Annotated in this window: 16 protein-coding genes; 10 read left to right on the top strand and 6 right to left on the bottom strand. The window is 66.3% G+C overall.

Annotated elements, in window-relative coordinates; all coding sequences use genetic code 11:
* Positions 1-686: 686 nt before the first annotated feature.
* The gene (locus ACRDUX_RS07355) at positions 687-2,114 is read right to left on the bottom strand and encodes a DUF4185 domain-containing protein (RefSeq protein WP_526412448.1); all 1,428 of its coding nucleotides are present in this window, start codon (positions 2,112-2,114) and stop codon (positions 687-689) included.
* Between the two features lie 335 nt (positions 2,115-2,449).
* Between ACRDUX_RS07355 and ACRDUX_RS07360 the strand changes: the two genes are divergently transcribed.
* The 5 genes from ACRDUX_RS07360 to ACRDUX_RS07380 all read left to right on the top strand — a co-directional run bounded on the left by ACRDUX_RS07360 (position 2,450) and on the right by ACRDUX_RS07380 (position 5,790).
* A complete protein-coding gene (locus ACRDUX_RS07360; protein ID WP_526412450.1) occupies positions 2,450-3,307 on the top strand; it encodes an LLM class flavin-dependent oxidoreductase in 858 nt (285 codons plus the stop codon).
* Between the two features lie 252 nt (positions 3,308-3,559).
* Positions 3,560-3,934: a hemophore-related protein gene (locus tag ACRDUX_RS07365; protein WP_526412452.1), complete on the top strand. Its 375-nt coding sequence runs from the start codon at positions 3,560-3,562 to the stop codon at positions 3,932-3,934.
* Positions 3,935-3,945: 11 nt separating this feature from the next.
* Positions 3,946-4,242, top strand: a complete 297-nt coding sequence (locus ACRDUX_RS07370; RefSeq protein ID WP_526412454.1) for a hypothetical protein — start codon at positions 3,946-3,948, stop codon at positions 4,240-4,242.
* A gap of 32 nt (positions 4,243-4,274) precedes the next feature.
* Positions 4,275-4,997, top strand: coding sequence for an MgtC/SapB family protein (locus tag ACRDUX_RS07375; protein WP_526412456.1), 723 nt, complete (start codon positions 4,275-4,277; stop codon positions 4,995-4,997).
* A 43-nt stretch (positions 4,998-5,040) separates the two neighbouring features.
* Positions 5,041-5,790 carry a class II aldolase/adducin family protein gene (locus ACRDUX_RS07380; protein WP_526412458.1) on the top strand — a complete coding sequence of 250 codons (750 nt, stop codon included), beginning with the start codon at positions 5,041-5,043 and terminating at the stop codon, positions 5,788-5,790.
* 3 nt (positions 5,791-5,793) lie between these two features.
* Here ACRDUX_RS07380 and ACRDUX_RS07385 read toward each other — a convergent pair whose 3' ends face one another.
* Positions 5,794-7,167, bottom strand: coding sequence for an HNH endonuclease signature motif containing protein (locus tag ACRDUX_RS07385; protein ID WP_526412460.1), 1,374 nt, complete (start codon positions 7,165-7,167; stop codon positions 5,794-5,796).
* A 217-nt stretch (positions 7,168-7,384) separates the two neighbouring features.
* Complete coding sequence (locus ACRDUX_RS07390) at positions 7,385-7,930, bottom strand: hypothetical protein (protein ID WP_526412462.1); 546 nt, start codon at positions 7,928-7,930, stop codon at positions 7,385-7,387.
* Positions 7,931-8,020: 90 nt separating this feature from the next.
* On the opposite strand from ACRDUX_RS07390, the gene ACRDUX_RS07395 reads away from it, so the two are divergent.
* Both ACRDUX_RS07395 and ACRDUX_RS07400 read left to right on the top strand, forming a co-directional pair.
* Positions 8,021-8,716, top strand: a complete 696-nt coding sequence (locus ACRDUX_RS07395) for a response regulator transcription factor (RefSeq protein WP_526412464.1) — start codon at positions 8,021-8,023, stop codon at positions 8,714-8,716.
* Complete coding sequence (locus ACRDUX_RS07400) at positions 8,709-9,824, top strand: sensor histidine kinase (RefSeq protein ID WP_526412466.1); 1,116 nt, start codon at positions 8,709-8,711, stop codon at positions 9,822-9,824. The genes ACRDUX_RS07395 and ACRDUX_RS07400 overlap by 8 nt, the downstream gene beginning before the upstream one ends.
* 34 nt (positions 9,825-9,858) lie before the next feature.
* On the opposite strand, the gene ACRDUX_RS07405 is transcribed toward ACRDUX_RS07400, so the two are convergent.
* Both ACRDUX_RS07405 and ACRDUX_RS07410 read right to left on the bottom strand, forming a co-directional pair.
* Positions 9,859-11,928 carry an FUSC family protein gene (locus ACRDUX_RS07405; protein ID WP_526412468.1) on the bottom strand — a complete coding sequence of 690 codons (2,070 nt, stop codon included), beginning with the start codon at positions 11,926-11,928 and terminating at the stop codon, positions 9,859-9,861.
* 26 nt (positions 11,929-11,954) lie between these two features.
* Entirely contained in the window at positions 11,955-12,722 is a 768-nt protein-coding gene (locus tag ACRDUX_RS07410) for a DUF2127 domain-containing protein (RefSeq protein WP_526412470.1), read from the bottom strand.
* An 85-nt stretch (positions 12,723-12,807) separates the two neighbouring features.
* Between ACRDUX_RS07410 and ACRDUX_RS07415 the strand changes: the two genes are divergently transcribed.
* Genes ACRDUX_RS07415 through ACRDUX_RS07425 form a run of 3 tightly spaced genes read left to right on the top strand, consistent with a single transcriptional unit; the run spans position 12,808 to position 14,950 of the window.
* On the top strand, positions 12,808-13,455 hold the full coding sequence (locus ACRDUX_RS07415; RefSeq protein ID WP_526412472.1) for a TetR/AcrR family transcriptional regulator: 648 nt from the start codon (positions 12,808-12,810) through the stop codon (positions 13,453-13,455).
* Between the two features lie 16 nt (positions 13,456-13,471).
* On the top strand, positions 13,472-14,548 hold the full coding sequence (locus ACRDUX_RS07420; RefSeq protein ID WP_526412474.1) for an oxygenase MpaB family protein: 1,077 nt from the start codon (positions 13,472-13,474) through the stop codon (positions 14,546-14,548).
* 42 nt (positions 14,549-14,590) lie between these two features.
* Positions 14,591-14,950, top strand: coding sequence for a hypothetical protein (locus ACRDUX_RS07425; RefSeq protein WP_526412476.1), 360 nt, complete (start codon positions 14,591-14,593; stop codon positions 14,948-14,950).
* Between the two features lie 3 nt (positions 14,951-14,953).
* Here ACRDUX_RS07425 and ACRDUX_RS07430 read toward each other — a convergent pair.
* The coding region (locus tag ACRDUX_RS07430) for an aldo/keto reductase (protein WP_526412478.1) at positions 14,954-15,240 on the bottom strand (287 nt) is incomplete at its 5' end.

The raw sequence follows: 15,240 nt of genomic DNA on the forward strand, positions 1-15,240 counted from the left end.
ACCCACAGACGCGCGCTCGCCGCCGCGGTATACCGCGCGGCGAGCTTCTTCTCGTCGTTGTCTTCGTCATCGGCCACGGAAAGCCAGTGGCGGATCTGATCTGCACGTTCGTCGCTCATGGTGGACACCCTCCATTGGGTTGGGTCACGTCCGAAGATCGACGCTGCGGTCTGCGGCAGTGACGGGTTCTGTGACCTGGGTTACCCACTTTCGTGGCCGCCTCCCGCGCCGTTGCTCGCCACTTGTCGGGGAGGCTTCGTCGGTTACCTTGCGTAGCCGGTTACGGCACCGACCCAGCTGATGGCGGCGGCCGAGTCGACGCTTGGCCTCGTGCCCTTCGCCCCAGTACACGAGGTGGTTGACGTCTTCGCCGCGGTTCTCCAGGTTCGTCGAAACCGTCGGAGCGGTGTCAGTATCGTTGGTGCCGAGGCGAATCCACCAGTGTGTGGATGTTGGCGTCGAGGGTTCGGCTGGTATCGCCAGTGGTGCCCGCGCCGAATCCGTTGCAGCGGCGCAGGTTCAGGGAATTCTGGTTGCGGGCACGTAGCGGCCCACCGAATTGGCGACACGATGGGCGCATTGGTGGCGTCGACGGGTGGTCATTCCAGCCAGCGCCCCAGGGGCGAGGGCGAAGCAACGCCGGTCGACCGCGGCAGGCCCAACACTCGATCCCAGCCGCGCCATCGTCAGGCCAGCGTGGTGTGCATCAGCATCACGTTGTACGCCGACCACAGCGACAGGTTGTAGTACAGCTCCTTGCCCGTCGACCAGGGGTGGAGGTATGGAGCGTAGACGCCGCCGGGAATCTGCATGGACGGCACCAGCAGTTGCTCGGGCCCCCACGGTCCCTGCGGGGCAGGCGCAGTCCTCATCACGACGTCGTTGGCACCGTTGCCGTACATCACCAGGTACTGCTTGAGATAAGTGTTGTACTGGGCCGACATTTCGCCGACTTGACCCGGGATCACCGGCGTTGCTGCGCCAGGGTTGCCAGGAACCCAGGCTCCGTTGTCGGCGTTCCAGTATTCGTACTTGGTGAGGTCCGGGATGAAGCTCGGGGCGACGCGCGCCAAGTACGCCGAGCCACTGCGGCCGGAGGGGGTGCCGAACGTGTACATGTACTGATCGCCGGGGCCTGGCTTGAGGAACGCGCTCATTTGGAAGTTCTCGTTGCCCGCCCCTGGCGTGCGGATGGTCCCGGGGTAGACGCCCCACGTCTCGCCGTTGTCGGAAGACACCGCCGTCGCCGCGAAGTTCGTCGACCACGAGCCAGGGCTGTCCCAGTTCCTGATGGACATGAAGTTGAGGTACTGGCGATTTCCGACGGCGACGCCGGAGGTCGGGATGATGCCCGTCTCATCCGGAGCTTGCCCGATGCTGTTGATGATCTGCTTGGAGATGCCCGGCCGCCATACCGGTGAGCCGGAATATCTGTTGCCGACCACGCCGTCGGGCACGGCAACCGTGTTCGAGAGCGCACCGTCCTGGCTGCGGAACAGCGCGTTGTACCGCCACTGCTTGCCGGGAATGCCGCAGTAGCCGTTCGTGTCGCCGAACGCCATGAGCACCTGATGGTTGGCGGGATCGCCGTTGTCCCACATGATCCCGAGGTCGGTTCCGGTGATGGCGAAACGCTGGATGGTCTTGTTCGGGCTGTCCGGTCCGGTCACCCATCCGACGATCGAGGTGCCAGCGGGGTTGGCAGACACCGGCACGGCTGCGGGTTGAGCTGCCGCCGGAGCTTGTTGCGCCGCGGGCACCTGTTGGGTCGCCGCGCCGTTGGGATTCGGCGACGGCACCACGGCCGCCTGCTGTTGCACCGGCGCGGAGCGGGGGGCTGGAGTGAGCGCCTTGAGGAGTGCGGGCAAGAGGCCCAGTTTGGGTAGTGGCGACGCGTCATTCGCGCCGGTGGGCTTGTGCCCGATGGGGCGGTTGAACGGTGCGAGCCGGGATGGGCTCGGGATCTCGAAGGCCTGGGTGGCAAGAGGCTGCGCTTGCGCGGCAGCGCCCTCACAGGGCTCGGCGTTTGCCGGTGGCGCGACACCCAATGCTGCGCTGAGCCCCATGACGGCCGCCAACGACACCAAAGTTGCAATTCGGGGACGCGGCGACATGTCGCACCTTTCACGGGCGGGACGTCGCAATGACGTCAACAGCTGACCGATGTGACGATAGTGAACAAAGGGGCTGGAGGGATCAGTGATCCCTGACCGGTATCCATCCGTGACCGCGTCGACATCTGTCTGGCCGGGCCCGAGGAAGCGCATTCGTTTGCTTGTGTTCCGCGACGGGCATGGCGCTCTTGCAGCCGTTTTCGCGACCTACCGGATGTCGGCGCCGCCAGGCTGCCTTGTTGACGCTCATCGGCGAGTTCGGTGAAGCCGGTGGCAATGACCGTCCTGCAGCCGTCATCCTGGTGGAACCTCCGCGGACACCAGAAGGGATCGTCATGAAGATTGGAATCGGCCTGCCGAATAACGTCGCGGGTGTTGCCGCGCCGGTGGTCGTCGAATGGGCCCGGCGTGTGGAGCAGCGCGGATTCGAGTCCGCCACCACGGTCGACCGCCTCGTCTACCCAAGTGTCGACTCGATCGTCACGCTGGCTCTGGCGGCAGGCGCGACCACGAATCTCGCACTGGTGACCAACATCCTGCTGACACCGCTCTATCCGTCGGCGATTCTCGCCAAGCAGTTGGCCTCGATTGCGGCCGCCACCGGCAACCGACTCACCATCGGTGTCGGCGTCGGCGGGCGCGAGGACGACTACGCTGCCGCTGGCGTCGACTTCCAGGTCCGCGGTCGCCTCCTCGACGACCAAGTGGAGTTCCTGCGGCACGCGTGGCGGGGTGGGGCGATCACCGGTGGTGCCGCGTTATGCGCTGAGCCCGTGGACATTCCGGTGCTCTTCGGCGGCACGTCCAAGGCAACCGTCCGGCGGGCGACCACCGTGGGAGACGGCTGGGTCGCAGGATCGCTGCGCGACTATCCGGCCCAGTCGCAGTTCGCCGATCGCATCCGCGCAGGCTGGCGAGAGGCGGGGCGGCCAGGAAGCCCTCAGCTCCATGCCTCCGTCAACTTCGCGATCGGTGACGAGGACGTCAGCCGGACGGGACGGGAGCACTTGGGGCGGTACTACGGGTTCAGGCCCGCGTACGCCGATCTCAACGTGGCCGACATGATCACCACGGCGCAGGATGCCCGCGACACCGTCACCGCCTACCGCGAATTGGGATTCGATCGGCTGCTGTTCCACCCCGCCGTGTCGGCCATCGAGCAGGTCGACCGTCTTGCTGACGCGGTGCTGTGACACGTGCCCAGCGCGACGGTCCGCGGACGACACTCAGGGGATGACGCCCGACGGTGCACTGTTGGTGCGGACGGACAACTCACCCGCGAACGTGCGGAACACATACTCCCTCAATGGGATAACCGCCAAGAGTAATGCCGACCGCCCATCCCGTTCGGCAGAATTGTCAGTCACGACAATTCGCCGTTCGGTTGTGGTTAGCTTTGCTGGCCGGTGGCGTCCGACCACCGAGTGAAGGAGCTTCCGATGTCGATGTCTGGACGTACTCTTCGCAGCGCATTGGTCGGCGTCGTCGCCGGCGGCGCGATGCTGTTCGGGGGAGCTTCGGCGGCCTCCGCCGAACCCGACCCTGGACCCGCAGCGCCGCCGCCCAATTGCACGGCCGGAGACCTTGCGGTGGCATCCGGCACCGTCGGAACCGCCATGGGCGACTACTTGTTCACCCACCCCGACGTCAACGACTTCTTCACCGGCCTGCGTGGGCTGCCGTTCCAAGAGGTCCACGACCGCGTCACGACCTACATGGCCGATCATCCGCAGACCGAGTCCGAGATCAACGGCATCCGCCAGCCCCTGACCGATCTACGAAGCCGGTGCGACCTCGGCCCATCGCCACTGGGCTCCTAGGAGATACGGACATGATTCATTGGAAGCGGTCCTGGACCGTCACCGCGGCAAGCGTGCTGGCCATCGCAGCCATCCCAGGCGCGATCGTCACCGTCCAGCCGACGGGCAGCGCCAACGCCGACGTCTGCGTCGGCGCCGGGCGACGGGTCCAGGTGAGTGGTTGCGCCAACATCGCCGACGCGGTCGCGCCGTACGTTCCGCCGCCCGCGTACTACGCCCCGATGCCGGATGACCCACCCCCACCCCCGAACGTCAGCGGTTGCGTGAGCTATAACGGCAGATGGGTCAACGCCAGCGGATGCAACTAGTGGTGAGCGCAACCCAGTAGGGAGATCTGGCGATGCTGGCCGTTGACCTGCTGGTCCGGGTGGGCCTGGCGACGGTGCTCGGCGTCGCGATCGGCTTCGAACGCCAATGGCGCTCCCGCATGGCGGGCCTGCAGACGATGGCGCTCGTCAGCATGGGCGCGTCGCTGTTCCTGATCCTGAGCGCCTACAGCTTCAACCAGGAAGCCAACCGCCTCACCGTCGCCGCTCAGATCGTCTCGGGCATAGGCTTTCTCGGGGCCGGGGTCATCATGAAGCAGGGGCTGTCGGTGACGGGCCTCAATACCGCCGCAACGCTGTGGGCCACCGGCGCAGTGGGAGCACTGGCCGGGGCCTGGATGTGGCGCGAGGCCATCGCGGGCGCCACCGTCGTCCTCGCGGGGAATTGGTTCCTGCAGCCATTGGCGAACCACATGGACAGACGGCACGCCAAGAACGGCAGTCGTGAGGCGACGCCATCCGACTACATTCTCGAAGCGGTGTGCCTCCGAGCAATGGAGGCCGACATCAAGGAGCTTCTCGCCACTTGTATGCCATCGCCCCGCTTCCGGCTCCGCTCGGTCCGCATGCATCCGGCACACGCTGCCGACCAGGTCGACCTGCAAGCAAGCTTCAGCACCGCCGACCGCGACGATCTCGTCGCAGAGGATGCGGTCAGGACGCTTGCTCAAAGGCCGGGGGTCACGTTCGCGCGCTGGAGCATCGCCGACGAGCAGGCCGCCGACTGGTCCCGTTGACCGTGGCAGTGCACCGCCGCGGAGGACCGCTTAACGTATAGCCATGGCGGATCGTGACTTCCTCGACCCAGCGGCCTTCGAGCCGCCCATCGTGGACCCGGAACAGCTGCGGGCACACCGCAAACACCGACTTGCCCTGGCCTACCGTGTCATTGGTGCGATGGGTTGGGGCTCGTTGGGTGACGGGCACATCTCGGCCCGCGATCCAGAGCGCCCGGACTGCTTCTGGCTGGGGCGCTACGGTGTGCCGTTCCGGTACATGACCACCGACGATCTCGTTCTCGTCCGCGCGGACGGCACCGTCGAAGGTGGTGGCCACATCAACATGGCGGCCTATTACATCCACGCCCCGGTGCACGAGGCGGTCCCCGGAGTCGTCGCGGCGGTCCACTGTCACACGCCCTACGGGACGCCGTTCTCGGCAGCCGTCACCAGGCTTGAACCGATCTCACAGGAGGCGTGCGCATTCTTCGGTGACCACGAGATCTTCGACGACGAGGAGGTCAACATCGGCTCGACCGACGGCGGTAAGCGCATAGCGGCGACGATCGGGGACGCCCGTGGCGTCATTCTGCGCAACCACGGTCTGTTGACGGTCGGCACCACGGTTGACTCGGCGGTCGGATTCTTCCTACTCATGGAACGCTGCGCCGAGATTCAGGTGAAGGCGCGCGACGCCCGCCCGATCGGAGCCGCCGCGGCCCAGCGCTTTCACGACGAGTTCGACGAGGCCGCTGGGTGGCAGGCATTTCAGTGGGCGCAGCGCACGTACGTGCCCGACGCCGCCGCCTGACCGCTACGGGTCGTCGGGGTCGGCGAGTAGGCGTTCGGGGTGGTGGTAGTAGTTGGTGCGGGCTTGGCCGGTGTCGAGGTGTGGGGGTGGGATCCATTCGACGATGCCGTTGCGGATGACCACGGTCCAGCCGGTTTCGGCGAGGCGGTTGTCGGGGCCGCAGGCGAGGACTTCTTCGTCGATGTTGGTGTGGCCGTCGTTCTTCCAGCCGTTCACGTGATGGACTTGGCAGCCGTAGCCGGGGACGGTGCAGCCGGGGAAGGTGCAGCCCCGTTGTTGGGATAGCAGCATGATCCGATGTGCGGCGGGGGCGATCCGCTTGGACCGACCCAGGTACAACGCTTGGTTGGTGTGCTTGTCGAACACCGCCAGGTAGTGATGGGCGTGGGAGGCCATCCGGATCACGTCGGCCATCGGCAGCAGGGAGCCGCCGGCGGTGACCCCGGATCCGCGGCCGGATTCGAGGTCTTGCAGGGTGGTGGAGACGATGACGGTGACCGGCAGGCCGTTGTGTTGACCCAATTCCCCGGAACTGAGGGCAGAGCGGCCGATCGCGACGAACGCGTCGTGGGTGCGTTGCCCGGCATTGCGCGTGTCGGCGTCGATCTGTTGTTGTGACGGCGTGCCCTTGGTGCAGGGTGTCTCGTCGTCGGGGTTGCACATTCCGGGGGCGGCCAGTTTCGCGGTGATGGGTTCGTAGGTGGCCCGGAATTGCGGGCCGACCCAGCCATTGATACGGCTCAAGCCGTTGGGTTGTTGCGGACCGATGTGGATGCCGCGTTTGCGGGCGCGTTCGGTGTCGTTGGGTTCGGGTCCGTCCTGATCGATGAGGGTGGCCTCTCGCTGGGCAGCCTTGCGCAGTTCATCGGGTCCCGAACCACTGGCGATGCGGGTCAGGTCGGTCTGGGCCTTCTCCCGGGTGGTGTGGTCCACCCACCCGGGTAGGGCGTCGAAGAAGGTGCGGATCACCGCGACGTGCTCGGCGTTGATCCTGCCGTGGGCTTGGGCGTCGGCGACCTTGTCCAACTTGGGCTGCAGGGGTTGCCCGTTCAACGCGGTGCGCGGGCCGAGGTCGGTGGCTTCCTCGAGACGGCGGGTGGCGTCCTTGGCTGAGATCCGCAACCGAATCTTCAGCACGTCCTTCAACGACTTGGCGCCGAGTTCGACGGGGGAGGCCTCACGCTGCAGGCGGGCGAGCACGCGGTGCCCGATTGTCGGAGCGCGCCTCGAGACGGTTTCCATCTTGTCGAGAACTGTCAGCAGTTCCGGTGCGGTGAGGGCGTCGAAGGACGTGTCGGCGAGAGTGTCGAAGGCGGCCAGGAATCCGTCGACGGCCGCGGCGGTCTGCTCGCGGTCGTGGACAGTGCCCGAACTCATACCCGAACAGTAGTTCGACCCACCGACAAGAAACCGTGCTTTGTGACACCTGAAACCGATGCGACACAAGAGAATTGGAATGGTCGGGTTGTCGCTGATAGGCGGGCAATGTGGACTGTTGTCGAGATGCCGCAATGCGAGCATGCACCGGACGTGGCGGCCACGCCAGCGGCGACTGTCGCTACCGGCATGGCCGCTCCGCTCAGCGTTTACGCATTCAGCCCGGCTGGCCCGTTCCCAGTGGCGGTAACGCGGCGGTGAAGAAGTCGTGGCACGCCCCCTGTGCGCCCTTTAGCTCCGGAATGTCTCGAGCGCTGACGCCGCCGCGCATCTTCGACGTGTCGATGAGGGGGTCACGTGGGGTGGCGGGGTCGCGGAAGTCGGCCACCCCGTTGTCGCGCACGCACTGGGCGAACTTGAGCGCAGCGTCCTGCTGCTCGGGGGCACGGCCTGCGTCGTTCAACCAACCCGGCGGCTGCAGGTCTTTACACGTATCGACGGCCTTTACCCACACCGGTTTTGGCACCGAAATTCCGCCATACGAGATTTGGCCGTCTGCGTTCGGGTCCGGGAAGTCAGCGACGGCGTTGGCCCGCATGCACTCGGAGTACTTCGCTGCCTGCGCTCCGCCGCCAGGGGCGGCGCTAGCTTCGGCAGCCATGGCCAGGAAGCCCGAGCCGATCAGGGCGGCGCCGATGGCAAGGGTCGCCAGCGGTCGTAGGGTTCTGCGGGATGGGATCGGTGCTGAATTGTCGTAGGTCATGCCCGCTAGTCAAGACAGTGTGGTGTTGTCACTACGTAAGCAGTTTTGGATATGCCGACGATATGTGCCGGCTCGTAGCATCGAGAACTTGTGCGCGTGTTGATTGTCGAGGACGAGCCCTTCATGGCAACGGCCATCCGCGATGGCCTACGACTGGAAGCGATCGCCGCCGACATCGCCAGCGACGGTGACACCGCGCTGGAGTTGCTGAGCATCAACACCTACGACATCGCCGTCCTGGACCGCGATATCCCTGGGCCCTCCGGCGACGAGATCGCCGAACGCGTCGTCGCGTCGGGAAGCGGTATGCCGATCCTCATGCTCACCGCGGCCGACCGGCTCGACGACAAGGCCTCCGGGTTCGAACTGGGCGCCGACGACTACCTCACCAAGCCCTTCGAACTTCGGGAACTCGTGCTGCGTCTGCGAGCGCTCGACCGCAGGCGCGCCAACCACAGACCACCCGTGAGGGAGGTCGCTGGGCTGCGGCTGGATCCGTTCCGCCGCGAGGTCTACCGCGACGGCCGCTATGTCGCGCTCACCAGAAAGCAGTTCGCAGTACTGGAAGTTCTCGTCGCCGCTGAAGGTGGTGTCGTCAGCGCCGAGGAGTTACTGGAACGAGCGTGGGATGAGAACGCCGACCCGTTCACCAATGCCGTGCGCATCACTGTCTCGGCACTGCGCAAACGCCTCGGCGAACCCTGGATCATCACCACCGTGGCCGGCGTCGGCTACCGCATCGACACAACACCCGGCACCAAACATGAAGGAGGCGACCGTGGATAGAGCGCCCGGGGTGAGTGTTCGCCTCAAACTCACCCTCAGCTACGCCGGGTTCCTCGTGTTCGCCGGCGTCTTACTGCTCGCCGCCGTGTGGCTGTTCCTACTGCGCTACGTCCCCGACCGTATGAAGATCATCCCCGGAAGCACGAACAACACGATGACCGATGGCGTGTTTCCCATCCGGTCCAACCTCCTGCATGCCTTCGCTCCGGCAGCGGCCGCAGTGCTGGCGTTCCTGCTGGTGTTCGGTCTCGTCGGAGGGTGGCTTCTCGCCGGCCGGATGCTCAACCCCCTGGCGCGCATCACCGACGCCGCCCGGGTAGCCGCCAACGGTTCACTCTCGCACCGGATCCGGCTACCGGGCCGCACAGATGAGTTCCGTGAACTCGCGGACGCCTTCGACACCATGCTCGCCCGGATCGAAGCACACGTTGGCGAACAGCAGAGATTCGCGGCCAACGCGTCCCACGAACTGCGCACCCCGCTGGCGATCTCGAAGACCCTTCTCGACGTGGCCCGCCAGGACCACAACCACGACACCGGTGAGCTGATCGAGCGTCTCCACGCCATCAACACTCGAGCGATCGACGTCACCGAAGCACTGCTCGTGCTCAGCCGCGCCGACCAGCGATCCTTCCCCCGAGAACTCGTTGACGTATCGCTGATCGCTGAGGAGGCCACGGAAACACTTCTGCCACTGGCCGAGAAGCATGGCGTCGCCCTCGACACCTCAGGCGAAGTGACCGTCACGGTCGGCTCACCCGCGCTCCTGCTGCAGCTGACGACCAACCTCGTGCACAACGCGATTGTGCACAACCTGCCCGAACGGGGCACCGTGTGGGTCGGGACCAACATGCACTCCGACACTGTGGTGCTCACTATCGAGAACACCGGCGAAATGCTCACCGCACAAGTGGTTTCCACGCTCGTCGAGCCGTTTCAGCGCGGTGCCGAACGCATACGTACCCACCACGCGGGTGTCGGTCTGGGCCTGGCAATCGTCAAAAGCATCATCCAGGCACACGACGGAAGCCTCACCCTCACGCCCCGTCCGGCCGGCGGGCTCTGCGTGACGGTGCAACTCCCCGCGCGATTCCCATGCCACGCCTGAGGCCGAAGTGGCACGACGGTAATCGCCGTCCCGACTACACGCGGGTGGTCACCTCGGCGAGAGCACGGTCGAGAGTGCTCAGCGCCCGGAGCGCGCCCCGTACTGGTCCTGGCGGGATGTCGGATGTCCCCATGACGTCCAATATCATTGTCTCCATTACCTTTTCCGGCGGGTCGACACTGGCTCCCGCGACGATCTGCTTCATCGTCTCGACGGTGCCGCACACGTGATCGGCGGCCCCGCGCAGTGCCACGGCGGTGACGTCGGGCGGCGCGGTGTCGGGGTCCGCACGGGCGGCGTTCACGCCGGCACGTGCCAGCGCATGGGCCGACCGGTTGCCCGCCTGCAGTCCACGCATCAGGCGCTGCGCCCCGCGCCTGCTTCGGATGGCGGGTCCCATCTGTAGGGGCTTGCCCGCCTTCATGACGTCTTGCAGGGCGTTGTCGAGGCGACGCGTCTCGGCGACGAGGTCCGTCTCACCCCCCGGCGCCAGCACCGAGTCGACGCCGGCTTCGATCAAGTCGACCAACCTGTCGAGGTACTCGCCGACCTTCTCGACGAAGGTGGAGCGCGTGCCCGTCGAGAAGATGAAGTACGCGGATGCGATGCCGACGAGGCCCCCGGCAGCCGTCTCGGCGATACGAAGTTCGAGGACCTGAACGCTGAAATCGCCTAGCAGGCCATACAACATCGCCAACAACACGGTGACGAAGAACGTCAACCAGGCGTAGGCGACGGTGACCAGATAGAACGCACAGAACACGCACAGGACCAGGACGACGATCTGAACGGGCGGATGGTGACCGATCAGCGTGGCGAGCAGCACGCCGGCCACCACCCCGGCGATGGTGCCAACGATCCGGTGACCCGCCCTGGTGAGAATCTCACCGCGGGTGGACACCCCGGTGAAGACCAGGAAGGCGGTCAGCACGGCCCAATACCAGCGGTCTGGCGAAATCAGCTCGCCAAGGAGGGTCGCCGCGCTGGTGGCCACGGCCACCTGGATGGCCGCCTTCGTGCTGGGGTTCAGCCCGGTGCTCTCCTCGTCGGCCGGTGTCTCCGGCTCGGCGTCGACGGCACGCGCGACCTCCAACGCGTTGGTCGTGATGTGGTGAATTGCGAGGTGCGCCTGGACTGCCCGATACGCCATCACCGTGGCGAGACCTTCGGAGGTGGACAGGTCGGCGCGATCGGCGGCGGCGGCGGCGCGTTTGCGGGCGGCCCGGAGTTGGTCCTCGGATGGTTGGTGTTGCAGGCATGTTCGCAGAGATGCGATCGCGTCTTCGAGTCCGCGCGGCCACGGCGTGCCAGGATCGAGTGCCCAGAGCAGGCTCACCAGTTGCTCCACGGCGATCTGAGCATCGAAGACCCGAAGCGCCAGATCCTCGCTGGTGACACTCAGAGAGTGCGCCGCATCGTGGCGATCCAGCCAGTCGTCGATCATCAGCGCCGTTTCGCCGAGCCGGTCCAATCTTCGCCGCAGCAGGGCCAGGTCGTGCTCACCGCGATTCGTCGCGACGTCCAGCACGGACGTCGACACCCCTCGCAGCGCCCTGACCAATCGGCGCACCTCGACGCGGGGACGGTCGGGAAAGATCAGCGTCCGCACGAACAGCGTGGCGCCGAGCCCCACGGCGATGGCGACGGCCAGTACCGGTATCTGACCGAGGGACGCTCGCAGGAACAGCGCGAAGAAGTAGGAGATGAACGCGATCATCCCCAGGGCGTTTCCCCGCGGGCCGAATCGGCGAACCCAGACGGCTCCGAAGAGCACCGCGATGAACCCGACGTCGGCCACCTTGCCCAGCGGGGAGAGCACGGCAGCCAGTGTCACCGCCGCGACGGCGGGGAAGAAGAGCAGCAGTGTGGTGACGACCCTGCTGTGCTGCTGCCGGTCCTTGACCGCCGCCGCGGACTGCATGGCGGCGATAGTGCCCAGCATGGCGACCGTCACCGGCTGGTGCGCGACGCGGGTGAAGGCCAGCAGCGCGACCATGCCCAGGACGAGGGACAGCGTGGTCGACGCGGCGCTCCGCAGTCGCAACCTGCCGGGGTCGGAGTCGACGAGGAACCGCCTCACGGCCGTCAGCGCCGGCAGGTGCATCGCTCGATCGTGCGTCACCTGGCCGATCACACCGGTGACCCTGCGGCCCTCTCGACGTCGAGGAGCTGCTCACCGCGCCGTTCCTCGTCGTAGGCCGCGCGGCCGCCGCGAAGGCCGAACAGCCGTTTCGAGAACAGCAGGTAGACCACGGCCGCCACGTTGATGGAGAACGTGATGGCGCGGGTCAGCGTGATCCCCTTGGTCAAGTCGTACACCTCCAACGGCAGGAAGACAGCGGTGGCGACCACGGCGAAGTATTCACCCCACCGCGCCAGTAACCACAGTCCGACACCCTCGACGAGTTCGAGCACCGCGTACGCGACCAACGCCAGCGTGATCAACGTCAGGGTGCTCGGTTTGGTCGCCAATGCCCTTTCCAGCTCGTGGATCGCGGTCATCTGATCGACCTTGATGCCGCTGGTGCGCAGCAGGGGTAGGTCGCGGTCGAGGGCGGACTGGATGGACCCCTGCGCGCCGTGGAACTGCCAGACCGCCCACGCCGCGAGGGCGATGAGCACCGCCCTGATCCACCGTTCCACCGCGAGCGCTCTGATGATGATGGCCTGACGCAACGCCTTGCCCCGCAGAACCATCGGCGCGTCCTCGGCAGGCCCGCGACCGTGTGGCGGACCTGGGGTGAAGTCGCCGCAGCGTAGGCACCGCCACACTTCGCCAAGTCCGGTGGTTCCGCTCAGCCGGTCGGCGAGCGCCTGGTCGTCGGGTGCGTAGGTGATGTGACCGCGCCGCGCACAGGTGCGCAACTCCCATCGGTTCACGCTGCGATGTCCGTCCACGGCCTCCATGTTCCTCGATGCCCAAAGCTACATCGATGAAGCAAATTCCTACACAGATGAAGCAATGCGTGGTACGTTTCGATTCATGCCCGTGGCCACCGATGAAGCGCTGCGGGCCAGGGCTGCACATCTCGGCCCGGAGCGGCGTCGGCCCCAGGTGCTCGATGCCGCGTTGGCGATCACGGTCGAACAGGGCTGCGGTCAGGTGACGATCGGTTCCATCGCCGACCGTCTGCACGTCACGCGTCCAGTGGTGTACGCGTGCTTCGCCGACCGCGTCGAGATCATCACCGCGCTACTCGAGCGCGAAACGACCAACCTGCGCGACGCATTGGTGGCGGCGCTGCGCACCGCGCGCGGTGACGATCCCGAGTCCGCGTTCGTCGACGGGTTCGGTGCGCTCCTGCGCGTCGTCGCCGACAGGCCGGACTCATCGCGGGTGGTGTTCGCCGCACGACCCGATCCCGCGGTGGTCCACCGCTTCCAACGCGTGCGCACCGAGATGCAAGACATCGCGGGTCGTTGGATCGGGCCGGCATTGAGCGCTTGGTGGGACTTCGCCGACGTCGAGGCGAAGCTGCCCGTGCTCATCGAATTCTTCCTGTCGTCATGCGAGGCAGCGGTCCGCTCGATGCTCGATGCCACGAACACGTGGACCGCCGATGACCTCGCGTCCATGTACGGACGCATGGTGTGCTCTGCCTTCAGTGCCGCCAGGGAACCCATCGGATGAGAAGGGGAAGTGAGCCATGACGACGACACGATCCGTCGAGCCGGCCAAGACGGCGGTGCAACCGCACGAGGACTACGGCTTCTTCGGTCCAGGTTCGGTGACGTGGAAGGTCTGGGGCTATCCCACCTCGCTGACGGTGGGATTTCAGCGGTCGGTGGTGGTCGAGGAATTGGACCTCAACCTCGTTGCCGCCGTTGACAAGACGCATGACATCTACCGGCGGCCGCGCACCCGGTATGACCGCACCCTGCGCTACTTCTCCATGGTGGCGTTCGGTGGGTCACGCGAAACCGCCACCGCCGCTGACGTTCTGGTCAAGATTCACTCCAAGGCGATCGGTACCGAACCGTATGGCGGCGGGCGGTACGACGCGAACGACCCCGCTTCCCAGCTGTGGATTCATCTGACCGCATGGCATTCGATCCTCTACGCCTATGAGATGTACGGCCCTGGCCCTCTGTCGCCACTGGAGGAGGCCCAATACTGGGAGGAGTGCGCGGTCGCCACCGAATTGCAGACCTGCTCTCCTCACGACGTGCCTCGAACCCGCGATGGCGTCCGGCGCTACTTCGACTGGATGCGCCCCCAGCTGGCGGCCAGCGAGATCGCCGTCACCGCGATGAACCACCTGCTCGACGCCAAGGTCATGATGCCGCCCATGCCATGGGTGGCACGCCCGATCGCTCGGGTGGTCAGTGAGGTCCTGAGGGCAGGCACGATCGCGACGATGCCCCGGTGGATGCGGGAGATGAGCAGTATCCGGCAGTCGAGAATCGTCGACGCGCTCGTCCGGCCCGTCCTGTGGACGGCATTCCGGGTGATCAGCCTCAATCCGCGCGCGGAGCTGCTGGTGCTGAAGGTGCTCTCACCGATGACCCATCCGGTCGTCGCACCGGTCAAACTCGGTGTCGCGCCGGTCAATCCAGAGGTGGTCACACCGGCGCAGGCCCGGATCCGGTATGGTCTGGACCGCCCCGCAGACGCCCACGCTGAGCTGCGATCACGTCAGGCCACCCGGGTCTTCGGTGCCGGAATCGAGCCCAGCGATGAGGGCCTCGTCGAGTCCGAACCGATCCTCGGCCGAATGAGCTGACACACAACCGAATCGACGATATCGACGACGAGGAGCGCATCGATGCTTCGGGACCGCTTCGTCCTCTCTCTGCTCGCAGCCGCAGTGCTGTTGGCGGGAGTGGCCGGGCTCTACTGGCCGACGTCGCTGGATCAATACGACCGGTGGGGTTTTCGGATTCATTGCGGATCCGGGGTGCTGGCCGACTACGGGCAGGCCACGATCGCCGACCAAGCCGAGACGTCCGCGGCGGAGCCGGGCGAGCGTCCTGGCGATGCCTACGTCGACCAGTGCCATTCGGCCACCTGGTGGCGCCGGGCCTGGGCGGGCCCACTGGTAGTCGTCGGCGTGGCGTTGTCGATCGCTCTGCTGCTCGGCTTTCAGCGGCGAACGCCTGCGTCGGCCCAACCGGATGACGACTGACAGTCAGCGGCGACGGAGCCTCTCGCGGACCGTGTCGGCGGCGAACCGGGCCAAGGGCACCGGCTGGAACGCGCGGGCCGCGGCGGTCAGCACCTCGCGGGTGTCGGTGCTCAGCTCGATGTCGGCCGCCGCGACGTTGAACTCGAGCTGCTCGACGCTGGACGCACCGGGAATGGCCACCACGCCAGGCAGGCTGATCAGCCAGGCCAGCGCCACCTGTGCGGGTTTGGCGCCGACGTCGTCGGCGACGTTGCGCAGCGTACGAAGCAACGGTTCGATCCGGCGCAGAT

The sequence above is a fragment of the Mycobacterium sp. genome (assembly GCF_050701675.1).
Lineage (GTDB): Bacteria > Actinomycetota > Actinomycetes > Mycobacteriales > Mycobacteriaceae > Mycobacterium.

Coding starts and splice junctions, on each gene's coding strand:
- ACRDUX_RS07370 (WP_526412454.1), top strand. CDS start 3,946: ATGATTCATTGGAAGCGGTCCTGGACCGTCACCGCGGCAAGCGTGCTG.
- ACRDUX_RS07405 (WP_526412468.1), bottom strand. CDS start 11,928: ATGCACCTGCCGGCGCTGACGGCCGTGAGGCGGTTCCTCGTCGACTCC.
- ACRDUX_RS07355 (WP_526412448.1), bottom strand. CDS start 2,114: ATGTCGCCGCGTCCCCGAATTGCAACTTTGGTGTCGTTGGCGGCCGTC.
- ACRDUX_RS07385 (WP_526412460.1), bottom strand. CDS start 7,167: ATGAGTTCGGGCACTGTCCACGACCGCGAGCAGACCGCCGCGGCCGTC.
- ACRDUX_RS07365 (WP_526412452.1), top strand. CDS start 3,560: ATGTCTGGACGTACTCTTCGCAGCGCATTGGTCGGCGTCGTCGCCGGC.
- ACRDUX_RS07415 (WP_526412472.1), top strand. CDS start 12,808: ATGCCCGTGGCCACCGATGAAGCGCTGCGGGCCAGGGCTGCACATCTC.
- ACRDUX_RS07360 (WP_526412450.1), top strand. CDS start 2,450: ATGAAGATTGGAATCGGCCTGCCGAATAACGTCGCGGGTGTTGCCGCG.
- ACRDUX_RS07380 (WP_526412458.1), top strand. CDS start 5,041: ATGGCGGATCGTGACTTCCTCGACCCAGCGGCCTTCGAGCCGCCCATC.
- ACRDUX_RS07420 (WP_526412474.1), top strand. CDS start 13,472: ATGACGACGACACGATCCGTCGAGCCGGCCAAGACGGCGGTGCAACCG.
- ACRDUX_RS07425 (WP_526412476.1), top strand. CDS start 14,591: ATGCTTCGGGACCGCTTCGTCCTCTCTCTGCTCGCAGCCGCAGTGCTG.
- ACRDUX_RS07375 (WP_526412456.1), top strand. CDS start 4,275: ATGCTGGCCGTTGACCTGCTGGTCCGGGTGGGCCTGGCGACGGTGCTC.
- ACRDUX_RS07390 (WP_526412462.1), bottom strand. CDS start 7,930: ATGACCTACGACAATTCAGCACCGATCCCATCCCGCAGAACCCTACGA.